Raw genomic sequence first — 22884 nt, 5'->3', positions numbered from 1 at the left:
TATCTTTCGCTTTGGTCTTTCAGCTTTATGCTTAAATTTCAAAAAATGTTAAAACACATACAAACCCTTCCAGGCCACCAAAATCCGGTATATGCACTTGCACATTCCGATCATGATGATATATTTTTTAGTGCCGGTAACGATAAAGGCATTGTAGAATGGTCTTTAGCCCAGATGGCTTTTGTTAAGGTTAAAATGCCCGTGCAAAGCTCTGTTTATTACCTGCACTATTATAACAATCAGTTATTTGTGGGCGAAAGAAGTGGCGCATTTAGTGTTTACGATTTAAACAAACAGGAAGTGGTTGTGCGTGTGAACGCGCATTTGAAACCGATTTTCAACATTAAAACTGTTCAGTCCAAAAATGAGCTCATTACCACAGGCGAAGATGGAACAGTTGCGGTTTGGTCCTTAACCGATTTTAAAGAGATCTACCGCTTCCAGGCGGCTTATGACACCGTACGAACCATTGCCCTCTCTCCGGATGAAACGGAGATTGCCTTTGGCTGTAAAGACCATCTGATTAAAGTCTATAACCTGAGCGATTACAGCCTGAAACAAAACCTCGAAGGACATAAACTTCCGGTAACTGCTTTGGCCTATCATCCGGAAAGCAGGTATTTAATTTCAGGAAGCCGCGATGCACAGCTTAAAATATGGAGTCTGCCAAATTATGAGCTGCTGCAAACCGTTCCGGCCCATATGTTTACTGTTTACGACATTGCTTTCCATCCTACGCTGCCCTATTTTGCAACCAGCAGTCAGGATAAGAGCATTAAGTTATGGGATGCCGAAAACTTCAAACTGTATAAAATTTTAAGTCTCGAAAAAGCAGGAATCGGCCATACCCATTCCATTAATAAAATTGTTTGGAGCAATGATGGCAAATACCTTATTTCGACAGGGGATGATAAACAGGTGATGATTTGGGAGATGGAATAATTTACAATTATTCAGAGTAGTCGTCGCCCTGAATTCATTTCAGGGCCTCTAATTGAAGATGCTGAAACAAATCCGATAGCTATCAGATCAGCATGACGATAGCGTTTTTATAAAATTAATTCAGCTTCTTATAAAATGGATTAATATCCCTTAATTGATTTCGCGTTTTATTGTAGATTTTTCTCCAAAATGGTGTCCTCACAACAACAACATCACCCATAAACGCAGTTGGATCTTCGTTTAATGTAATATTAAGATAAGCATCAGTTGATTTGAATTTAACATTTTTATTTTCACAACCTATGTATCTTATCTCCAGTTCTTTTAAATCAATTTCCTTTTGAACAAGATAAGTAAGCGAAAACTCGCCGTTTGCATTGGTCGAACAGCCATATTTTTCTCCTAAAATACGGATGCTTACTGCTGGCAATGCCAATTTATCTTTATCTGTAATTTTTCCTTTTATAACCCGTAGTGAATCAGAAAATTCTTTATCCTGAATCTTCTCCTCAAAATTGGTGGGCGTTTTTTCAGTTTGAATTATCGATGGTTTTACAATTTCTCCTTTGCTCAACTTCGGAAAACTTAAAAAAGCCAATAAAGAAGCAGCAACCAGGCCTGGCTTAAATTTAGTAAGCGTATAATTTGATTTTCCCTGAATCAAACGGTCCAATTGATCTTGTTTAAACCTGCCACAGCTTTCGCTTTGATTTTTGTTAAACCAATTTTGTAAGTCGCGATCAGAAAAATGAGTAAAATCTATTACTGCCTTTTGGCAGGAACCGCAAAATTTACCCTTTGCGTTGGCTTGCATCTCCCCCCATTTTTCGAAACAAGGATTAGGAATATGGATTTTAAAACCTGAACTCATAAATTCAATTTATCAAATTATCTAAAAATTTTTAAAACCTTGCTTGCAATTCTTCTGGTTAACGTTGTTTTTATTGAAATACCGCCAAGCCTTCCAACAAGTTTAGCACTTAACTCATCGACTGCCACTTGTCTTGAAAAATCCATTTTATTTACAGCTTGTAATACTACCAAAATTTCTTTTTCCTCACCTAAAAGGAATAAACACATTTTAGTTTCAAAAGAATTTGATGTAAAGATTAACCCAGAAATAGTCCTGTTCCTGGGTTTCTTAATCTTGATGTAGAACGACCCGTCGGCTGCCGTTTTAGTATAAATGTTTTGATCTTTTAATTCGACATTTATATTGTTCAGGCCAATCCCATTCTGATCATATACGCTTCCTTTTATAAAAGTATATGCTCCATCCTTTTCATCAGAAATTTGCCGATGTTGAGCATTAAGTACCGGCGTTAATAAATTAATATTTTTTGAATAGGTGAATTTAGGCGCACTTAAAAATGTAAAAACCGAAGCTGCAATTAATCCAGGTTTAAAAATCGCAAAAAATGATCTGTTCTTGGTGCCAATATACCGATCAAGCTGCTCCTGTTTAAACCTGCCACAGCTTTCACCTTGATTTTGGTTAAACCAATCTTGTAAGGCGCGGTCAGAAAACTGAGTAAAATCTATTACAGCCCTTTGGCAGGAACCGCAAAATTTACCTTTTGTATCAAGTTGCATCTCGTCCCATTCCTCATGACAAGGATTAGAGATTTGAATTTTAAACTTAGCTGGCATAAAAAAATGATCTTTTTAATAAGATACATTTCAAGCCACTATTCCACAAACCGTTTTATAATTCTAAGTTTATGCGAATATTTGCCAAGCTCTTTATTAAAAATCCCCTGATCATCAATCGGGTCAATTTTCACTTTGGCAGAAGCATGGATAATTTCGTTAGCACTTAACATAATACCCACATGCGTAATTTTACCTTCATCGTTATCGAAAAAAGCAACATCGCCGGGTTTGCATTCGGCCAGGAACCCCACAAGTTCGCCCTGTTCGGCTTGTTGCGAAGCATCACGGTTTAATTTGATGCCCAGCAGTTTAAATACTAATTGTGTAAAACCTGAGCAGTCTAATCCAAATAAATTCCGCCCACCCCACAGATAAGGGATATTCTGGAAAAATTTGGCTGTAGCTGTAACATCAGCCTTAAAATCTGTTTTCTGACTATCGTGCGCATCAAAGCCTAGTTTATATGCTTCAGCTCCGGCGTAACAAATCCCATCTTTTAAAAACGCGAGGTTACTACCCGGGCACAAGTGATATAAACTCCCGTCTTCGGCCGTTAAGGTGTTGTTAAAACTTAAAGGTGCCAGCAAATGGCAATCGTGCATTTCGGCAAACTGATCCTGGCTAATGGGTGCCAGCTGCCTGAAATCCATCCAGCCTTCATAACCATCGTATCCGTTTTGAACCAGCCACCAGCGTTCTTCCTTTTGGATAATTTCAACGTGGTCGCCGAATAAAAGTTGGGATACAATTTCTGATCGATCTGATGCATCTGCCCGCAAAGGTGCCACAGCAACCCTGCAAATACCGTATTGGTTTTCCATTTAATGTACCTGTAAATTAGTAGAGTAAAACTAATAAAATACATCCATTGCCTAACATTTTGCCTGCAAATTTGTTATTTTTATGATGATAACCTTTTAAATATAAACGCTATGAACTTTAAAAAAATATTAATTGCCGTTGATAATAGCACCTGCTCAGAAAAAGCGGCAAAAGCCGGTTACGACATGGCAGAAAAATTTGGAGCAGAAGTAGCATTGGTTAATATTATCGAGCCTATCCCAGCCAACGTAAATCCCGATTTAACATTGGCACCAGTATTTTTAGAAACCTACGACAATAGCGAAGAGAACAGTCATGTTTTGCTCAAAGAAATGGAAACAAAATATGGCAGGGATATTAAAACAACCTATTTAAGCATTGTAGATACCGCAGCACATGGCATTATCCAGCAGTCAGACGAATGGGGATCTGACCTGATTGTAATCGGAACCTATGGCCGAACCGGATTATACCATTTTTTGATGGGAAGCGTAGCCGAACATGTGGCACGGAAATCAGCTTGTCCGGTTTTGATTATCCCTAATAAGTGTGAGGTGGATTAAATAACCAATATTCAAATCACAATAATCAAACACTACGTTCGTCTAAACCTGGTGTTTTATACAGTTTGAAAATTGATTTATTGATAATTGGTTATTTTAAGAACCAGCACAAAAAAAAGTCTCGATTAATAACCGAGACTTTTTAATTTAATATCTTTTAATTATTAACCTTCCTGGTGTAACCAGGCTTTCTTAGCCAATAATTCTTCTTCTGTTTCGCGGATATCTTCGTCATCTACGCAGCAATCAACCGGGCATACTGCCGCACATTGAGGCTCATCATGAAAACCTTTACATTCAGTACACTTATCCGATACGATATAATATACTTCGTCTGAAACTGCTTCCTGAGTTGCATCAGCTTCGATTTGTTGATTACCAAAATCAATGATACCGTTTAAATTGGTACCATCAGAAAAACGCCATGCAGTTCCGGCATCGTAAATTGCGTTATTTGGACATTCTGGTTCACATGCCCCACAATTTATACACTCATCTGTTATTTTAATTGCCATGTTTTCGTCTAATTCTTTTGCTTAGTTTACCTTTGCGCTGCAAATATAAGATATAATCAATTAATAATAATTCTAAATATGTCAGCATTAACTCAAGAAAAAGCAATAATCGCATTTGGTGAACTAGGTAAAAAGCTTACAAACCCTACTGACATACTAGGAAATGCACTTTATAGTGCCGAAAGTGCCAATGCATGGTTCACTCAAGAAAATATAAAAAAATCTGTTTTATCTTTTGCAGCCATGCTAAATGAGGCCGATTTAGCACTTTGGTTCGAATCAGTAAAGTTTAGTACATTGCCTAAAAAAGTGGGGCTAATCCTTGCCGGCAATATTCCTCTGGTGGGTTTACACGATGTTTTAAGCGTTTTAGCTACAGGAAATATTGCGCTAATTAAACTTTCTTCGTCTGACGACAAACTGATTAAAACTGTTATTAAGGAGTTAATTAATATCGAACCTGCCTTTGCAGATAAAATTGAATATGTAGAGCGTTTAAAAGACTTTGACGCTGTAATTGCCACCGGAAGTAACAATTCATCGCGGTATTTCGATTACTATTTTAGCAAAGTGCCCAACATTATCCGCAAAAACAGAAACAGCGTTGCCATTTTGGATGGCACCGAAAGTAAAGAGGATATCCAAAACTTAGGAGCCGATATTTTCGACTATTTTGGATTAGGTTGCAGAAATGTTTCTAAAGTATATTTCCCGAAAGGTTACGATATTGCCCACTTATACGAAGGCATTGAAAGCAACAATCAAATCATTAACCACTTTAAATACCAAAACAATTACGATTACAATAAATCTATTTACCTGGTAAATGCCGCCAAACATTTCGATAATGGTTTTTTATTATTAAAAGAAGACGAAAGCCTGGCTTCGCCTTTAGCAGTGCTTTATTACGAGGAGTACGAAAACCTTCAGGATGTAGAAAATAAACTGAAAGATAAAGCAGCAGATATTCAATGCGTGGTTACCAAAACGCCAATAAATGTAGCCAGTTTTGATTTCGGCCAAAGCCAACACCCAAAACTTTGGGATTATGCCGATAATGTAAATACAATTGAGTTTTTGAATAGATTTTAAACTTATTTGCATTAATTTTAATTTATGAAAAATTTACTGCTCATCGCCTTTTTTATTTTTACGTTTTCAATTGTAAAAGCTCAAGGTCCTCCAGCCATGGCAGAGCCTACAAATTCTAACAAGCTTTTAATAGATGAGCTAATGGAAGTTAGTAGTTATAAAGTGCTGTTCGAAAGATCCTGTATTTCTCAAATTGATAATATTTCTAAAAAAAATAAATGGACTAACGATAAACTTGAAAAAACAAAGGCAAAATTAAATTTTCAGGATTTTAAAAATTTCACCGTTTATAATGCATTTTCATCATTAACTACAGAAGAGCTAAAACATTTTATAGCGGCTTACAAATCACTAAAAAAGCGAAAGATAGAGACAAAATTCTTCCTGTTTAATCCTATTATATCAAATAATATCTCAAACTACCTCACCAATTTTATTATAGACAAATAGCTAATAAACTGACCAAAAAGCTAGTTAATATTTAAATTGAATTATAATTTTTTATTTAGATATTCGCTGATTCACCTGAGCCAGTAGATGTATCGTTTCATAAAAGCGTTATCCTTTCTTTGCATTTTCCTATTTGCAAATTTTGCTAAGGCACAGGTATGTATAGGCACTTTTGGTCAGCCTTTAATTAACCAGACTTTTGGACAGGGTAATAATACCGATAACTGGTATGGTCCGTTAGCGCAATATGCTCCGGGAGCAACTACATTTACAACTTTCATGGGGCCTCCTGGGCCAAATTCAAGAGCTTTAGCGCCAAATCAATCAGGTTTGGTTAAAACACCAGCTACTCCAGGCAATCCCTACCCTAGTTACTGGCAACCACATGCAGACCATACCGGCGATAGCAATGGATTAATGCTTTTAATAGATGGTATAGCTACCAAAACAGTGTTCTTTGAACAAAGCATGGATAATCTTTGTCCAAATACCCTTTTGCGTTTATCTATTTGGGTACTTAATACCAATTCGGCCGCTGCAAATGCCCAGCCACCCAATATGATTTTAAAGGTAATTGATCCCAATAGCAATCTTTTGGGCAGTACTTCAACCGGAAATGTTACAGCAGATGGAAGGTGGCATCAATATTCGCTCGATTTTAGCAACGGGAACAATTCTACTGTAACGCTGCAACTGATAAACGACACACAGACCAACAGTGGTAATGATTTTGCGCTCGACGATATTACCGTACAGGCTTGCGGTCCAGGCATCACCCCCTTTTTCAACCTCAACAACACTTCATTAAATATGTGTGTGGGCAATACTGGTAACTTTACGGTAGATGCTAATATTTCGCCAGAGTATAACAATCCGGTTTATCAGTGGCAAGAAAAAACAGGTTCTGGCTGGATTGATATTCCTGCAGCAACTACAAAACAGGCTACAATCGATTTTTTAAACAAACCAGTTGGAACCTACCAATACCGCTTAATTACTGCCATAAACGGAAATATAGATAAAGTGAACTGTCGGGCAGTATCCGATCCCATAACAGTAATGGTAAACCCATTGCCCATTGCCAAAGCTGAAAATTTTGGTCCTTTTTGTATTGGATACACCATTCAACTAAATGCATCGGGTGGAACAAGCTACAGCTGGACCGGGCCAAATGGGTTTACATCAACAGCCCAAAGTCCAACATTCATTAATGCAACCAAAGCCATGGACGGCGAATATACGGTTACTGTTTCGGCAAATGGTTGTTCAGCAAACGCATCAACCCATGTGCTGGTTTACGATCCTGTACAGGTTACAACCAACATACAAGCAGCTACTATTTGCGAGGGGAAATCAATCCAGTTAGCAGCAGCTGGTGGCACCGAATACCTTTGGCAACCTGCCATTGGCCTGTCAGACCCTAAAAGTGCTAGCCCTGTTGCTTCCCCTACCGAAACCACCACCTATACAGTAAAAGTTACCAACGGCACATGCTCCGAAACAGCGCAAATAACCATTAATGTAAATAAAAATGCCTTGGCAGATGCCGGAGCGGATCAGAAGATCGTAGATGGGCAAAAAATAACTTTAAGTGGTAAGGTTTCTGGAGATGTTACCTATTTATGGACACCTGCCGATTATCTTAATGATCCAACTAAACTAAACCCTGTTGCTACACCACCGCGCGATATCACCTACACTTTACACGCTACCTCAAATTCGGGCTGCAGCAGCAGTAGTGATGATGTTACCATAACTGTTTATCCAAAAGTGGTTATCCCCAACACTTTTTCACCAAATGGCGATAGCGTAAACGATACCTGGAATATACCAGCAGCAGCGTCATTCCCTAATCCGGTAGTCAAAATTATCAATCGTTTTGGCAACCTGGTTTACCAAAGTACCGGACCATTTAAGCCCTGGGATGGCAAAATGAACGGGAAAGAACTTCCTCCTGCAGTGTATTATTATTCGGTTTATTTAAACGAAGATTTCCAAACCTACACCGGCTGGCTCATGTTGGTCAGATAAAAAGGGCTTCATACTTTCGCTTATCATTTGGAAATGCTATTTTTGAGCACAATGTATATCGTTAAAGTTAAAGGCATAGCCAAAATTCCGGATTACGTACAGTTAAGAGATGACAAGTTTACACTTTTAGCTTATTTTAGGGTAGACAGGCCTGATAAATCGTTGGAAAAACTGGGTTTGGGTGACAAACAGGATTACATTATGGAAATGGTTAAAGACCTGCCTTTTGGGCAGATTGCAAAATTAGAAATATAATATGACAGGTAACGCAGTAATTCATTTAAGCAATGTTGATGTTTTTCAACAGAAACATCTGGTACTCTCAAACGTAAATTTACACATCGAAAAAGACGAATTTATATTCTTAATCGGTCAAACCGGTTCGGGCAAGAGTAGTTTGCTTAAAATATTATATGGCGATTTGCATATTGGTAGCGGCGAAGGTAACATTGCAGGCTTCGACCTTAAAAACCTGAAAGAAAGCCAGGTGCCTTTTTTACGTCGTAAACTGGGTGTGGTTTTTCAGGATTTTCAGCTTCTTACAGACAGGACAATTGAAAAAAACCTCGAATTTGTACTCAAAGCTACTGGCTGGAAAGACGAAAAGCTGATTAACGAGCGCGTAAAAGATGTTTTGGATAAAGTGGGTTTACGCTCGAAGATTAAAAAAATGCCACACGAAATTTCTGGTGGCGAGCAGCAACGCATCGTAATTGCAAGGGCCTTGTTAAACGATCCGGAAATTATATTGGCCGATGAACCGACAGGTAACTTAGATCCCGAAACTTCGGAAGAAATTGTAACGCTATTGAAACAAATCAGTCAGGCCGGAACCGCCGTTTTAATGGCTACACACGATTACCACATCATACGTACTTTCCCATCGCGTATCATCAAATGCGAAAATGGTATTGTTCACGAAGATGCACAAATAGCATAAAAAATTCTGACATCCGTCAGCTAATCAGCCAAACTGTTCAGATAATTACAAATAAATCTGACAGCTTGGCTGATTTCCGTTTATGGCAAAATAGTTGAGATTAACACAAAAAAATTCAGCCTGGTATTATGTTTAATAAGAAGAAAAATAACGATAAAGAAGAAAATATAATGAATACTGAAAATACATCAGAAAATCCTACTGAAAATGTAGAAAATACTGATGCTGCTGCAAATGTAACTGAGCAGGCTCCGGAACTAACTGCTGAAGAGAAATTACAGGCAGAAGTTCAACAACTTAATGATAAATACCTGCGTTTATATGCAGAGTTTGACAATTACAAACGCCGTACACAAAAAGAACGCGTAGAGTTGTTACAAACCGCTGGTAAAGATGTAATTGTTTCGCTTTTACCGGTTTTAGATGATTTTGACCGTGCATTAAAAGCAATGGAAAGCGCAAGTGAGGTTGCTCCGGTTAAAGAAGGTGTTTTATTGGTTAGCACCAAATTAAAAAACACTTTGGCGCAAAAAGGTTTAAAAGATGTAGAAAGCATCAGCCAGCCTTTTAATACCGATTTCCACGAGGCCATTACCAATATCCCTGCCCCTACCGAAGAATTAAAGGGTAAGGTTATTGATGAGGTTGAAAAAGGTTATACTTTAAATGATAATGTAATCCGCTTTGCTAAAGTAGTAGTTGGCGCTTAGAAAAATTGAAAAGTTGGAAGGTTATCGGTTGGAATGTTGTAGACAATAATTTCAATAACCAGTTCCAAACCATAAAATAATAAATAGAATGTTTGTTGGGTAGCATAACGTTGATCGTTTCAACCTTCAAACATTTTAACGTTTATAAAGAAAATGAGTAAAAGAGATTATTACGACGTATTAGGCGTAACCAAAAGCGCAGCTGCTGACGAGATAAAGAAAGCTTACCGTAAGATGGCGATCAAATATCACCCAGATAAAAACCCGGGAGATAAAGCCGCTGAGGATAAATTTAAAGAAGCTGCAGAAGCATACGAAGTTTTAAGCAGCCCGGAGAAAAAACAGCGTTACGATCAGTTTGGCCATGCCGGTGTAGGCAGCAGTGCCTCTGGTGGTTATGGTGGTGGCAACATGAACATGGATGATATCTTCAGTAATTTTGGGGATATTTTTGGTGGTCATAACCCATTCGAAAGCTTTTTTGGTGGTGGCGGCGGTGGCCAGCAACGTGGTGGCCGACGTGTAGCTAAAGGTTCTAACCTACGCATTAAGGTTAAATTAACACTTGAAGAAATTGCGCACGGTGCTGAAAAGAAAATTAAGGTTAATAAACTGATTGTATGTAAAACCTGCGACGGTTCTGGTGCAAAAGATAAATCATCGGTAAGTACTTGTGGTACTTGCGGTGGCAGCGGCCAGGTACGCAGGGTAACCAATACCATTTTAGGCCAGATGCAAACTGCATCAACCTGCCCTACCTGTAACGGAAGCGGTCAGCAAATTACAGCTAAATGTAATGTTTGCCATGGTGATGGCGTGGTACGTGGTGAAGAAACTATTACCATTAACATTCCTGCAGGTGTGAGCGAAGGCATGCAACTGAGCATGAGCGGTAAAGGAAATGCAGCACCAAACGGCGGTATTCCGGGCGATTTGATTATCTTAATTGAAGAAACTCCACACGAAACCTTAAAACGCGAAGGCAACAATATTGTTTACGATTTACACTTAAGTTTTGTAGATGCTGCTTTAGGAATGAGCATAGAAGTACCTACAATTGATGGTAAAGCCAAAATTAAAATTGATCCGGGTACCCAAAGCGGAAAACTATTGCGTTTAAAAGGCAAAGGTTTACCAGAGGTGAACTCGTACCACAGAGGTGATGAAATTATCCACATCAACATCTGGACACCTAAAGCGCTAAGCAGCGATGAACGCAGTGCTTTAGAGAAATTACGCGAATCTCCAAACTTTAAGCCACAACCTGGCAAAAACGACAAGAGCTTCTTCGAAAGAATGAAAGAATATTTTGAGTAATTAATTCCACATAAATTTAAAAAACCGGTGTCGCAAGCATCGGTTTTTTGTTTTCAAGGCGTAATTTCGGCTCGAGAGAAAGAGTGATAATATTCACTTTATGTAATCTGTCACCATTTTCGTTTCTAATAAACCTTTCAGTATATACACTGTTTTCTGTAAATGAAATGGCGAATTGGTTGTTCTGGTTTTTATTACCGCGAATGGAAAGAAGTCTTCTATCCGAAAGGCTTGGTGCAAAAAGATTGGTTTAAGTATTATTGTGAGCATTTTAATACGATAGAAATCAATTCTACCTTTTATAAAATGCCACCTCAAAAATCATTCGACAAATGGTATGATGAAAGTCCCGGCGAATTTATTTTTACCATCAAGGCTCCACGTTTAATTACACATTATAAACAACTTAATGATTGTAAAACACTCATTAACGATTTTTATGCCGCAGTTCAATCAGGCTTAAAAGAGAAAATAGGCTGTATATTATTTCAGTTTCCACCCAAATTTGAATATACAACCGATCGGCTGGCCAGGCTAATCGAAAATCTAAATCCCGATTTTCAGAATGTTGTAGAGTTTCGTCATCTCAGCTGGTTTAACGAGGAGATTTATCAGGAACTTTCTCAATGTGACATTATTTTTAGCGGTCAGAGTTACCCTGCTGATCTACCAGATACGGTGATCCAAAATACGGATAAGGTGTATTATCGCTTTCATGGCAAGCCCGTACTTTACAAATCGGAATATGATAAAGCATTGATTGATGCTTTCGCCATGCAAATTAAAGCAGATATTAAGGAAGTTTATGTTTATTTTAACAATACATGGGGCACAGCGGCACTGCATAATGCCAGACAATTACAAATGGCAGTGTAATAAATTTTCAGGCTATTTTATATACCTAATGGTAAAACTGAAATAAAATAAGCCCGTTAACCATGATATTTTGTTATACGAACCTTAATTTAGCACCAACAATAACAAAATTTAACGGATAGCAGGACTTACAGTACCGAAGGTCCTTTATTTTTGTTTTCACAAACCTACTATTATGCGCATTGCTGTTATCGATCTGGGCACTAACACCTTTCATTTGCTTATTGCAGAAGTAAATACAACTACATTTGAAATTCTGTACAAAACCAATGTTCCGGTTAAGCTGGGTGAAGGCAGAATTAACGATAATGTTATTATCCCAGCTGCTTTTGAAAGAGGTGTAAACTGCCTTAAAAACTTTCAAAATACTATTGCTGAGTATAATGTAGATCGTGTAAGGGCAACTGCAACTTCGGCAGTGAGAAGCGCCGGGAATGGAAATGATTTTGTAAAGGCTGTTAAAGAAGCCACCGGCATCAGTATCGAAACGATTAGCGGCGATGAAGAGGCCGAATTAATTTACCAGGGCGTAAAATTAAGTGGTGCCATACAAGAGCTATCGCTAATTATGGATATTGGTGGTGGCAGCGTAGAATTTATTCTCTGCAACGCGGAACAGTTGATCTGGAAAAAAAGCTATAACATTGGGGCGGCACGCCTGATGCAACAGTTCTTTAAATCTGATCCCCTTTCTGACGAAGATAAACAAGCCATACTCTTTCGCATTCAGGAACAACTGACAGATCTTTTTGAAATCTGTGAAAAATATAAACCGCAAATTTTAATTGGTTCGGCTGGTGCGTTCGAAACCTTCGCCGAACTCCTTACCCGAAAGCATAACGAGGCTATAGATATTGCACAGATCAAAACCTATCTGTTTAACTATGATGATTACATTGAAATAGCGCTGAGGCTGATCAACTCTACCCACCAGCAAAGGGTAGAAATGCCCGGAATTATTCCGCTACGGGTAGATATGATTGTAATTGCCTCCCTGATTACGAATTATGTTTTAGGCCGTTGTAAAATAAACAGGCTTACACTTTCTACTTATGATCTAAAAATGGGCGTTTTGGCCAGCCAGATATAAAAAAATGATCCATACAAAATGTACAGATCATTGAGAGAATGAAAGCGTAATTTATATTTAGTGTTTTTTAATAAGAGGGCTATTTATAGGAAACATTAATCTTGCCCATAATTGCATATTCTGCTTTATATGGATAATAATCTTGCTGCTTAACAGTTTTATTATCCAATTTAAGTGCAACCAGGTATTCGCTGCCTTCAGCAATTAACTCATTATGTTTCCAGTATAAACTGTCGTCTACTTTAAATTCGTAACGTCCGTTTTTATCAGTAACTGTGGTAAGGTTGGTACCTTTTAACCTGAGTTTTAAACCAGCCATTGGAACATTGGCGTTGTTATTTTTCAAAAACATATAACCATAAAATGTTCTCAAAATAACAGGCTCATCAGGTTTATTTGCCTGATGATCGTTTTTTGGCTTAATAAGCTCAACAGATTCCCTTTTTGGTGTTGCATGTGTACTCTGTGTTAAAATGCTCGCTCCAATGGCCAATACGCCCAGGTATTTCATCCAGTTCCTGTTCTTTGCAGGTACAACGATTAAATGGTAGTTGAGCTGGTTTAATTGCAGCTGAGTCAAGCGTCCACACACCGTTGAACTGGCGCCCGCCAGTGTTTGAATGATTTGGGCGTTGGTATAACCCGAGAAATCGATTACATTTTTACTGCAGGCCGTACAGAAATTAAAGCCTGCACCTTTTTCCATTTCATCCCAGTTTTGCGTGCAGGGTTCGGCTATGGTTATTTCGGAAATTCTTGTTTTCATTGGTGTTGGTTTCAGGTATGATGACAATCCTTAAAAAATTCCATAACAAAAAAATTATTTACCTTTTTCATTGGCACCTAACTTACTTGCTAAATAGTTTGGCAAAGTTTTAACAGCTAAATCCAGCTTTTTCGAATTGGCTTTCTGTAGCGTTTTATCGCTTAAATTTCCATTATAATTAAGATACAGGTAATAAATCAGCATCCTGTTGTAGTCGTCAAGGTTACTGTCGGCAATAGTGCTTAACATTTTGTCTTCAATAATGGTCCTATCTTTTGTTTCTGACAATGCCCTACCCAATCTGCTAATGCTGCCATAATAGTGGTTATTGCTTGCGTCTTCAACGCGCAAACTAATTCCGAGCAATAAATCGAGTACATTAATATCTAAAACTTCCAGCTCGCGGATATATGTTTTTCGTCCGGCCTGGGCATAACTTCCATCACTCATTCTATCAAACCGATCGTTCATAATATCAAGATGAGCCCGGAGAAATATCTCCCATTTGGCTGTCTCTGCCGAGAGTTTGGCAATATTCATGGCATGTCGCCTCGGACTATCATCCATACTTCACGTGCCAACAACAATCCTGTTTCTTTTTAATTGAAGGGCCATTTCTTTATTGTGATATAAGGCCACCATTTCTTCAAAATCATCATTACCACCACCTTTTTCTATCGCCTCAGCAAGTGCTGCATTAAACAGCTCAGTAAAACGGCCATCCTGTTTCCTTAAGCTGTCAATTTTGGAGGCCTTGTTCGAATACCATAATTCTATCTTTTTATTATAGTTTTTATCTTCACTCGCATAAACAGGCCTCTGTGTTTTTCCAAAAATATAGGTTTCAAACTCCCCTATCTTAGTTTGTTTTGCATTGTAGTATACGCCACTTCTTATTGCCTTTTTAGCGAAGATTTGAGTAGAGGTATCAATTAAACAATCCGAATACTGAAACATTTTAGCGTAATGCGCCGGAAGCGGATTTTGTTTAAAATCTTCAGTAATTTAAAATGCACTTAACGATTCGGTTGAATACCTGGTGGCAGGCTCGTAAAGCATAATCCACGAATTTTTCGGAATAACCGCATAGCGATCCAGATGCTGTTCAAAAACAAGACTATGCTGAAATTTACCATTCAGCTCCATGCTGCTAAATTCTATAACCGGTTTTTGCTGATAGTTTTTATAACTGAATTTAATTATCAGCAATTCGTTTTCAGCTTTTACATTAGGGTACTTTTTTAAAAAGCTATCCCACGAAATATTAGCTTCAAGATCTTTTTTTGCTTCAATTATATTTTTTCCCGAAAACGATATGTAGTTAGCTCTGGTTTGCGGTTTTGCGTGGAATGTTCGGTTAAGATCGCAGACTTTGAACTTCAAATTCAATGAGTCGACAATGAATTTCAACTTTTTAACCGTACTGTCAGGATAAATAAGGGTATTATCGGTGTTTTGGAATTCGGTTTGTGCTGAGCAGTTAAATGAATAAATAGAAATCAGCAAAATCAGGATCTGTTTCATAATGGCTATAATTTAGATTAGCATTTGAAACAGATGATGAGCTTTTTAAATATTTTCCATAATCAATATGGCAAATATTTAGCATATTTAGCTGTTAAACAAATTTCAGCAATTCGTTGTATAGCCTTTCGGTTGGTAACCCCATTACATTGGTATAAGAGCCTTCAATGCGTTCAACCACTACAATTCCCCACCAATCCTGCACGCCATAACTTCCGGCCTTATCAAAGGGCTTATAATTATCGATGTAGAAATCTATTTCAGCAGCTGTAACGGCTTTACAGGTAACTGCAGTTTGATCATAAAAAGAATACATCCTGTCGCCCTTAACCAACGTTACACCCGTAAAAACCTCGTGTTTGCTGCCCGATAATTTTTTGAGCATCTCTTGTGCATGTGCCCGATCTGCAGGCTTACCCAAAATTTCGCCGTTTAAGGCCACAATGGTATCAGCAGTAATTACGATGGCATCATCAGCAGTAAAGGCTTTGGCTTTTTGTTCGGCTATGTAAACGGCAATTTCAGCAGGGCTAAGGCCTTCAGGATAGCTTTCATCCACATCTTTCAGTTCAACCTTAAAATCGAGCCCCATCAGGCTTAGAAGTTCTTGCCTGCGCGGCGATTTAGAGGCTAAAATAATCGGTGGAAATTGAACAGGCATATCTTAATTTTCCGCTAAAATAAGAAAAGCGACCTAAAGCCGCTTTTCTTATTTGATATTTTTCAAAGATTAATTATTTCCGCCACCTTGTCTGCGTTTTTCCATTTCGGCACGTTGCTCTTTCTGCCAGGCTTCGTAAGTTTTTTTCTGATCGTCGGTTAATACTGCAGTAACTTTTGCATCGTTCTCTGCACGCATTTTTTGCATTTTCTCTCTCATTGCATCTCTATCGCCACCTTGCATTTCTTCGCGAAATTTTTTCATCGCTTCTGCCTGTTCGGTAAAAACAGTTGTAAGCTTTGTTTTTTGATCGTCAGAAAGTTTTAATTTTTCGTCTAATTGTTTTACGCGTTCTTCAGGTTTCATCATCATTCTACCTTGTCCACCACCTTGTTGTGCATTAGCGAAACCAGCTATACCTAGCATCAATCCGCAGATCATTAATAATTTTTTCATGTTTTTTGTTGTTTTTTGGTTGAAAATTGACTGGTTGGAGTCTAAAAAAAATTAATAGTTTAATGGCGAAATGTAACTTAGCTGTTGCACGTTATTACTTTTAATCCTTAAGCAGCAATACCGGTACATGCGATTTGATGGTTAGCTTCTGCGAAACGCTTTCATGCAGCAAACTCTCGAAAAAACTATACTTCTTAGGCAATGCGATAATGAGTTGTGCTGCTTCGTTTTTGGCAAATTTCACTATTCCTTTAATGGTATCAGGATGATCTGAATAATGGTAAGCCGGCGAAAAATCGCTTAACATATCATGCAGAAAATGTTCCTCCTCCCGATCGATATGATGCCCTGAATTGATATTGAGTACCAAAAGTTCGAGTGCATGTTTGCTCAGGATATTTTTAAGGGCACGCATTGGGATAACTTCTTTAACCTTTTTAAAATCGCAGGCTAAAACTGCTTTCCTGATGGATTGATAATCAGCTTTAGGGGGCACAACCAGCACCGGCACCGGACTCGATTTGGAAATTTTAATGGCATTAGAGCCGATATCGCTTTCATCTTTGGCTTTTTTACCGTTGCTACCAATAATAATCAGTTCTATTTCTTCGCGGTTTACCCGATCAATTACTGATCTTAAAATGGTATCGCGGGTTAAATAAACTTCTACTTCTACCTGAGGATTGATTTCGAGTAGTTTGGCCTTAAGTTTTTCTAAAGCAGCCAGCCTGTCAGAAATTTCGTCTGCAATGCGATCGTCGGTGGTGATCAGCATATCAGGTGTAGGCAGAATGCTTTCACATTCTGAAACGTAATAGGCGTTGAGCAAAATTATTTTAGCATTGGTCATGGCGAAGCTTAGCCTGGCCGCATATTTAGCAGCGTGATCTGCTGTTTTGGAAAAATCGACAGGTACGAGGTATGTGCTCATATGATTAAAGTTAATGTTTTTTACATTGATAAATTAATCAATCGATTGATTAATTTATCAATGTAAATTTCGCATATAATCAAGTAGAATGCAAATTTTGAAGAATGAGAATTATAATGGTAAGGTCAATACTGATTGATGTTGCAGGTGATGTTGCAATAGAACTAGATCTCCTATTGCAGTTTAGAATCAGCTATTGTTATGAGTATAATAGAAATACGTCATCTCGACTGGAGCGCAGCGAAATGGAGAGATCTCTTAGCAGATTTAGCACACTGAGCTCTACCCCGTTCTCAGCTCTCTTACTTTTGTTAAAAATGCTAGATGGCTTGATTATTCAAACAGATTTCTCGGCTACGCTCGAAATGACGATTTGGGATAATGGCGACCTAATAAGAAGCGTCTTACTAATGAACGATTGAACAAGTTTGGAGTTGGGTGTTCGGAGTTGGGAGACAGTTAACCGACGATACAGTTTGCAATTGGCAGTTTACAGTTAAGATGAACAAGTTTAGAGTTGGGAGTAAGTTGACCTTTAAATAGATTGCTTCAGCTCGCTCCGGCCTTGCTTCACAATGACGATTGAACAAGTTTGGAGTTGGGCGTTTGGAGTTTGGAGGCAGTAAACCGACGATACAGTTTGCAATTGGCAGTTTACAGTTACGATGAACAAGTTTAGAGTTGGTAGTAAGTTGACCTTTAAATAGATTGCTTCAGCTCGCACTGGCCCCGCTTCGCAATGACGATTGAACAAGTTTGGAGTTGGGTGTTCGGAGTTGGGAGACAGTTAACCGACGATACAGTTTGCAATTGGCAGTTTACAGTTACGATGAACAAGTTTCGAGTTGGGAGTAAGTTGACCTTTAAATAGATTGCTTCAGCTAGCTCCGGCCCTGCTTCGCAATGACGATTGAACAAGTTTGGAGTTGGGTGTTCGGAGTTGGGAGACAGTTAACCAATTTAAACAGTTAACCGCTTAACCAAATAATGAACTAATGAACTAATAAACCTATACCCCCGAATCGGCAGCATTAGGGTTTTCATCGTGCCACTTGCCTTGTACTTTCATTACCTTTTCGATAATATCGCGTACTGCGGTTTTACCACCATTATAAGGCGAAATAAAGGTAGAAATGGCTTTAATTTCTTCAACGGCATCAGCCGGACAGGTTGGGAGCCCAACCAGCTTCATTACTTTTAAATCCGGAATATCGTCGCCCATGTAAAGCACTTCTCCGGCAGTAATATTTTTATTGGCTAAGTATTGGTTAAAAACGGCTACCTTATCGCCAGTTCCCAAAAAAACATCGGTTACCCCCAGGTTAAAAAAGCGCTTGCCCATGGCAATCCCATCTCCACCCGAAATGATGCAGATGTTGTAACCACGTTTAACAGCCAATTGCATGGCATAACCATCCTTAATGTTAAAGGTGCGCAACGATTGACCGTTATCAGTAACCTGAACAGATCCATCTGTTAATACACCATCAACATCAAAAATGAAAGTGGTAATCTCTTTTAGCTTCTGAAGAAACATGTTTTGTTGGGAGTATGGATTTGAGCGTTGGAGCCGCCTCAAGACTGAAGGCTCCGAACTCATAGCTAATTACTGATTATCTCTCCACTCGTACACCCAGGCCGATTGGATTTGCTCTAAATGACCTTCGCTGCTTTCTTCGCGTGTTCCTTTAAAATTTGGTAATTCTAAAACCCAGTCGATCAATTCGGTAAAGCGGATGCGGTAAATTTTGGTTTCTGAAAAATCATCACCAAATTTCTCATATAAGGACATTGCAATATCCTCGTAATCGTTCCAGTAAAAAGGTAAGGCAAATTTATCGTTGTTCATGTTTTGTTTCTTGTTGTAAAGTTGAAATGTTTAATGTTCGAAAGTTCCAGACTTCAGCCTAAAGACTTTCGAATTAGGACTAAATTAGTGCCCCATGAAGCCAGACTGATCCGGAATTGTAACTTCGATGTCTCCATCAATTACTATACACTGGCAGCCTAAACGGGAAGTAATTTTAGGACGTACTGCCCTATCGATAAAATCTTCTTCTTTATCAGAAATCTCTTCGATATTATCCATACCCTTGGTTACATACACATGGCAGGTACTGCAACCGCAAACACCACCACAATTGTGTTGTAATTCAATTCCGTTATCCAGACAAACATCTAAAACAGATTCACCAGCAGCAATAGGTAATTCTACAGGTTCGTGATCTGCTTCTTCAAAATTTATTTTTAGTTTAAAAATGCTCATAATTATTTTGCAAAAGTAATAAGCAAAAGCCGTAAAAATGCTATTTCGGCATTAATTTTATGCTATTGCTTAATGTTTGATAAATTTCCTGCAACCCGGGCATGTCGTTTAACATGCTTAGGTGCTTATTTATAGTGGTTTCGTCGGCCCTAACCGCCGGCCCGGTCTGCACATTTTCGGGCAGGTTAGTCATTACCTTATCAGCTGTTTCGGCTATTAATGGCCTGATGATTTCAAAATCCAGATCATTTTGCTGCAATACCCGGTTGGCTAATGCATATAAATGGTTGGGGAAATTACAGGCAAAAACGGCAGCCAGGTGTAAAACTTTTCTTTTATCGCCACCCAGTTCGTAAACCAATTGGCTCAGTTTGGATGCCAGTTTGTGTAAAATATCCAGTTGGGCAGCATCTGTTGCTTCAATGCAAAGCGGAATTCGATCGAAAGATACCTCCTTCGTTTTAGAAAAAGTTTGCAATGGATAAAAAACGCCTGCATGTTTTACCTGGTTCGATAACACTTTTATATCGGTTGTACCCGAGGTATGCACCACCAAACCGCTTACCGCCTTTAACCCGGCAGCAATGCTTTCAATGGCATCGTCTTTAACCGAAATGATATACAAATCGGCATCAGTTTTAACCGCATTTAAATCATTTATCGCCTCAGCGGTTATGCTATCAGCTAACAATTTTGCATTAACCAGGTTTGGGCTGTACACCTGCACCACATCTTCGCCTTTGGCTTTTAAAGCTTTTGCTAAATGTGTAGCAACATTACCCGAACCTAATAAAACGATTTTCATGTGCTTATCCGATGCGGGCTTCTTTTCTTCTTCTAAAAATAGACAGTAAGAAACCAACCACCATTACAATCGTACCTGCCCAATATAAATTGATGAAAGGAAATTCGATTGCTTTGAAAACTACCCAGTCTTTAGCCTGTTGTGGCTTTTCGAAAATCTGCAATTCTACTTTCTTCTCATCTGGTAAAACTCTCGAGAAACGGAATTTCAGATCCAGCTCATCTACTTTACGTGCGAAATCGAAAGTGTTGTTGCCTTTGATTAAGAAAATTGGTTCGGTGTTATAAATCTTACCTGCGGCGTTAATTTCTAATGGTAAACCTACAGCGTAATCGCCCTGCGCCAATGCTAAATCTTTGGCGATAGGCTTTCTGTTTAAATCTTTAACAGTAACCACACCACTCGAAGTATGAATGGTATCGCCTACAGAAACCTTAACAATGCGTGGTGCTTTGTAATTTTCATCGTCCGAATGTCCTTCATGGTCCTCGTGCGATGATTGCTTAACTGCCGCGCTGGTAATGTGCGTGTACACATCGTAAGTAAGGTAATGTTTGGTATCCGGAGAAGCAATTAAACCCATTTTCTCATTATCCTGAGTGTGCGGGCGTAAATTAAAATCTTCTTTAACCTTACCGTCTTTATCTATAACCTTGAAGTTTAAGGTGTAAAAGGTATTCGGAGCCTGAGTAGTATCGCTTACATAAGTTACCGTGTACTTGCCCATTTGCTTCGGCTCGTTTTTGTATAGCATGATGTTTTCGCCTGGCTTCTCTGTTTTCTCAAAATCTTTAACAGGAATAAATTTATTGGCGTTTATTGAAATCGGTTTATTGGTAGCTGCCGATATTAATGCTCCTAAAACCAGGAGCGCAAAACCAATGTGTGCAATTGCCGAACCTGCTAACTTTGCTTTCCCTCCAAATGCCTGATATAAAACAGCTGCATTTGAAAGTATTGCAAACAAACAACTGAAAGTGATTAAGATGTACATGGTATTGGTGTAAACATCTGCAACATACACCAAGCCAGCAGTTAAAACAGCCGAGAAAATAACAGCAGATACTAAACTGCTATAGAATTTACGTGGATCTGTTCTCTTATACTTTAGATATTGCGAAAAACCCGATATTAAAGTAATTAGTACCGCGAAAGGGGCCTGCCACTGGTTATAATATTTTACGGCATCAATCGGAGGAGAAAAATTGGTACCGAATGCCTTGTTAAATACGGGAACAGATGTAGAGAAAATAACCTGAATGCAGGCAACTGTTACTACTAAAGCACCTATAAACATCCAGAACTCGCGCGAATAGGTTTCTTCATCTTTACTTGTAATAGGCAACTCTTTCCAACGCCAAACAATTAAAGTAATAGCCAAAATGGCAAATACAACATTGTACAAAATCAGGTGGCCAAACATACCCATATCGGTAAACGAGTGTACCGAAGTATCGCCCAGAATACCACTACGGGTTAAGAACGATGCATAGAGCACCAAAAGGAAGCTTAAAAATACCAGGGCGATTGCTGTAAAATAGGCATGACCAGTATTTTTATAGGCGATCATTACGTGTACTGCCCCGATTAAGGTTAACCACGGAATTAATGATGCATTTTCTACCGGATCCCAGGCCCAGAAACCACCGAAGTTTAATGCTTCGTAAGCCCAGAAAGAACCCATAATAATACCGGTTCCCAGAACCATTACAGCAAAAAGCGTCCACGGCATAGCTGGTTTTATCCACTCTTTATATCTTTTTTGCCAAAGGCCTGCAATTCCATAAGCAAAAGGAACCACCATACTGGCGAAACCTAAAAACAAAGTAGGCGGGTGAATCACCATCCAATAGTTTTGCAACAATGGATTTAAGCCTTTACCATCGGTAATGAATTTCAGGTAGTTTTTATAATTTTCCGGATTGGCAAAAACCACAGGAGCCTGTGCTTTTAAATCCATCGCATCTCTTAACAGAATAAACGGAGAACTACCAACGCGCTCGCCAAAAATCTCTACCCCTAACATCATCGAAGTTAAAAATACCTGCGAAAATGCAACAGTAGTCATTACAGGGCGCTCCCAGGTTTTGGCTTTCCAGATTAACAGTGAGCCTAAAAACGACTGCCAGAATGCCCAAAGCCAGAAACTACCTTCCTGTCCTTCCCAGAAAGCAGAGATGATGTAATAAACAGGAAGTTGTTTTGAAGAGTGTGATTGAACGTAATAATATTCAAAATAATGGCCAAAAATTAAATAGAACAGTACTGCCCCAACGCCAATAATGCTGGCCCAGTTAACCAGGAATCCAATTCTTCCGAGATTGCGCCACGATTTGTCTTCTAAATTTTTCTCTTTACTGGCATTAAAATAAGAGATTGTTGATAATAACGATGCACTAAAAGCCAGTACAATAAAAAACTGTCCGATTTTACCCGGCAGCAGGTTTTCGCCTACAAATTGAATATCCATTAAA

The 22884-nt window shown here is 38.7% G+C and carries 27 protein-coding genes; 11 read left to right on the top strand and 16 right to left on the bottom strand.

What is annotated here, in order from left to right; genetic code table 11:
- The first annotated feature begins 45 nt into the window (after positions 1–45).
- Complete coding sequence (locus HWV58_RS19790) at positions 46–942, top strand: WD40 repeat domain-containing protein (protein ID WP_175635749.1); 897 nt, start codon at positions 46–48, stop codon at positions 940–942.
- Between the two features lie 115 nt (positions 943–1057).
- Here the strand turns inward: HWV58_RS19790 and HWV58_RS19785 are convergent, their stop codons facing one another.
- Genes HWV58_RS19785 through HWV58_RS19775 form a run of 3 tightly spaced genes read right to left on the bottom strand, consistent with a single transcriptional unit; the run spans position 1058 to position 3416 of the window.
- A complete protein-coding gene (locus HWV58_RS19785) occupies positions 1058–1813 on the bottom strand; it encodes a carboxypeptidase-like regulatory domain-containing protein (RefSeq protein WP_175635748.1) in 756 nt (251 codons plus the stop codon).
- Positions 1814–1830: 17 nt separating this feature from the next.
- Positions 1831–2592 (bottom strand): hypothetical protein, encoded by a 762-nt coding sequence (locus HWV58_RS19780; protein WP_175635747.1) that lies wholly within the window; start codon positions 2590–2592, stop codon positions 1831–1833.
- A 38-nt stretch (positions 2593–2630) separates the two neighbouring features.
- The gene (locus HWV58_RS19775; protein ID WP_175635746.1) at positions 2631–3416 is read right to left on the bottom strand and encodes a C40 family peptidase; all 786 of its coding nucleotides are present in this window, start codon (positions 3414–3416) and stop codon (positions 2631–2633) included.
- A gap of 111 nt (positions 3417–3527) precedes the next feature.
- On the opposite strand from HWV58_RS19775, the gene HWV58_RS19770 reads away from it, so the two are divergent.
- The gene (locus tag HWV58_RS19770) at positions 3528–3980 is read left to right on the top strand and encodes a universal stress protein (RefSeq protein ID WP_175635745.1); all 453 of its coding nucleotides are present in this window, start codon (positions 3528–3530) and stop codon (positions 3978–3980) included.
- A gap of 164 nt (positions 3981–4144) precedes the next feature.
- On the opposite strand, the gene HWV58_RS19765 is transcribed toward HWV58_RS19770, so the two are convergent.
- A complete protein-coding gene (locus tag HWV58_RS19765) occupies positions 4145–4495 on the bottom strand; it encodes a 4Fe-4S dicluster domain-containing protein (protein ID WP_090770007.1) in 351 nt (116 codons plus the stop codon).
- A 78-nt stretch (positions 4496–4573) separates the two neighbouring features.
- Between HWV58_RS19765 and HWV58_RS19760 the strand changes: the two genes are divergently transcribed.
- The 9 genes from HWV58_RS19760 to HWV58_RS19720 all read left to right on the top strand — a co-directional run bounded on the left by HWV58_RS19760 (position 4574) and on the right by HWV58_RS19720 (position 13001).
- Positions 4574–5587, top strand: coding sequence for an acyl-CoA reductase (locus HWV58_RS19760; RefSeq protein ID WP_175635744.1), 1014 nt, complete (start codon positions 4574–4576; stop codon positions 5585–5587).
- Between the two features lie 24 nt (positions 5588–5611).
- A complete protein-coding gene (locus tag HWV58_RS19755; protein WP_175635743.1) occupies positions 5612–6037 on the top strand; it encodes a hypothetical protein in 426 nt (141 codons plus the stop codon).
- Positions 6038–6124: 87 nt separating this feature from the next.
- Positions 6125–8068: a gliding motility-associated C-terminal domain-containing protein gene (locus HWV58_RS19750; protein WP_175635742.1), complete on the top strand. Its 1944-nt coding sequence runs from the start codon at positions 6125–6127 to the stop codon at positions 8066–8068.
- A 51-nt stretch (positions 8069–8119) separates the two neighbouring features.
- On the top strand, positions 8120–8323 hold the full coding sequence (locus HWV58_RS19745; protein ID WP_039476747.1) for a hypothetical protein: 204 nt from the start codon (positions 8120–8122) through the stop codon (positions 8321–8323).
- Position 8324: 1 nt separating this feature from the next.
- Positions 8325–9008 carry a cell division ATP-binding protein FtsE gene (locus tag HWV58_RS19740; protein ID WP_175635741.1) on the top strand — a complete coding sequence of 228 codons (684 nt, stop codon included), beginning with the start codon at positions 8325–8327 and terminating at the stop codon, positions 9006–9008.
- A 128-nt stretch (positions 9009–9136) separates the two neighbouring features.
- Positions 9137–9718, top strand: a complete 582-nt coding sequence (locus tag HWV58_RS19735; RefSeq protein ID WP_175635740.1) for a nucleotide exchange factor GrpE — start codon at positions 9137–9139, stop codon at positions 9716–9718.
- Between the two features lie 153 nt (positions 9719–9871).
- Complete coding sequence (gene dnaJ, locus HWV58_RS19730) at positions 9872–11035, top strand: molecular chaperone DnaJ (RefSeq protein WP_124562278.1); 1164 nt, start codon at positions 9872–9874, stop codon at positions 11033–11035.
- A 162-nt stretch (positions 11036–11197) separates the two neighbouring features.
- Entirely contained in the window at positions 11198–11911 is a 714-nt protein-coding gene (locus HWV58_RS19725) for a DUF72 domain-containing protein (RefSeq protein ID WP_175635739.1), read from the top strand.
- 175 nt (positions 11912–12086) lie between these two features.
- Positions 12087–13001 carry a Ppx/GppA phosphatase family protein gene (locus HWV58_RS19720; RefSeq protein WP_175635738.1) on the top strand — a complete coding sequence of 305 codons (915 nt, stop codon included), beginning with the start codon at positions 12087–12089 and terminating at the stop codon, positions 12999–13001.
- A 79-nt stretch (positions 13002–13080) separates the two neighbouring features.
- Here the strand turns inward: HWV58_RS19720 and HWV58_RS19715 are convergent, their stop codons facing one another.
- From HWV58_RS19715 to HWV58_RS19660, 12 genes are all read right to left on the bottom strand, one after another.
- Positions 13081–13767 (bottom strand): hypothetical protein, encoded by a 687-nt coding sequence (locus HWV58_RS19715; RefSeq protein ID WP_175635737.1) that lies wholly within the window; start codon positions 13765–13767, stop codon positions 13081–13083.
- A 54-nt stretch (positions 13768–13821) separates the two neighbouring features.
- Entirely contained in the window at positions 13822–14307 is a 486-nt protein-coding gene (locus HWV58_RS19710; protein ID WP_175635736.1) for a hypothetical protein, read from the bottom strand.
- A gap of 30 nt (positions 14308–14337) precedes the next feature.
- On the bottom strand, positions 14338–14724 hold the full coding sequence (locus HWV58_RS19705; protein ID WP_175635735.1) for a hypothetical protein: 387 nt from the start codon (positions 14722–14724) through the stop codon (positions 14338–14340).
- Between the two features lie 48 nt (positions 14725–14772).
- On the bottom strand, positions 14773–15291 hold the full coding sequence (locus tag HWV58_RS19700) for a hypothetical protein (protein WP_175635734.1): 519 nt from the start codon (positions 15289–15291) through the stop codon (positions 14773–14775).
- A 94-nt stretch (positions 15292–15385) separates the two neighbouring features.
- Positions 15386–15952, bottom strand: a complete 567-nt coding sequence (locus HWV58_RS19695; protein ID WP_175635733.1) for a Maf family protein — start codon at positions 15950–15952, stop codon at positions 15386–15388.
- Positions 15953–16021: 69 nt separating this feature from the next.
- On the bottom strand, positions 16022–16408 hold the full coding sequence (locus HWV58_RS19690) for a hypothetical protein (RefSeq protein ID WP_124562272.1): 387 nt from the start codon (positions 16406–16408) through the stop codon (positions 16022–16024).
- A gap of 100 nt (positions 16409–16508) precedes the next feature.
- On the bottom strand, positions 16509–17339 hold the full coding sequence (locus HWV58_RS19685; RefSeq protein ID WP_175635732.1) for a universal stress protein: 831 nt from the start codon (positions 17337–17339) through the stop codon (positions 16509–16511).
- 1009 nt (positions 17340–18348) lie between these two features.
- Positions 18349–18876: a KdsC family phosphatase gene (locus tag HWV58_RS19680; protein WP_175635731.1), complete on the bottom strand. Its 528-nt coding sequence runs from the start codon at positions 18874–18876 to the stop codon at positions 18349–18351.
- 69 nt (positions 18877–18945) lie between these two features.
- On the bottom strand, positions 18946–19188 hold the full coding sequence (gene iscX / locus HWV58_RS19675) for a Fe-S cluster assembly protein IscX (protein ID WP_124562269.1): 243 nt from the start codon (positions 19186–19188) through the stop codon (positions 18946–18948).
- Between the two features lie 84 nt (positions 19189–19272).
- Positions 19273–19605, bottom strand: a complete 333-nt coding sequence (locus HWV58_RS19670) for a 2Fe-2S iron-sulfur cluster-binding protein (protein ID WP_175635730.1) — start codon at positions 19603–19605, stop codon at positions 19273–19275.
- A gap of 40 nt (positions 19606–19645) precedes the next feature.
- The gene (locus tag HWV58_RS19665) at positions 19646–20410 is read right to left on the bottom strand and encodes a Rossmann-like and DUF2520 domain-containing protein (RefSeq protein WP_175635729.1); all 765 of its coding nucleotides are present in this window, start codon (positions 20408–20410) and stop codon (positions 19646–19648) included.
- A gap of 4 nt (positions 20411–20414) precedes the next feature.
- Positions 20415–22880: a heme lyase CcmF/NrfE family subunit gene (locus HWV58_RS19660; protein WP_175635728.1), complete on the bottom strand. Its 2466-nt coding sequence runs from the start codon at positions 22878–22880 to the stop codon at positions 20415–20417.
- Between the last annotated feature and the right edge of the window lie 4 nt (positions 22881–22884).

Source organism: Pedobacter ghigonis, from assembly GCF_903166585.1.
GTDB classification, from domain to species: Bacteria; Bacteroidota; Bacteroidia; order Sphingobacteriales; family Sphingobacteriaceae; genus Pedobacter; species Pedobacter ghigonis.
This window is presented reverse-complemented; position numbering and strand designations above follow the sequence as displayed.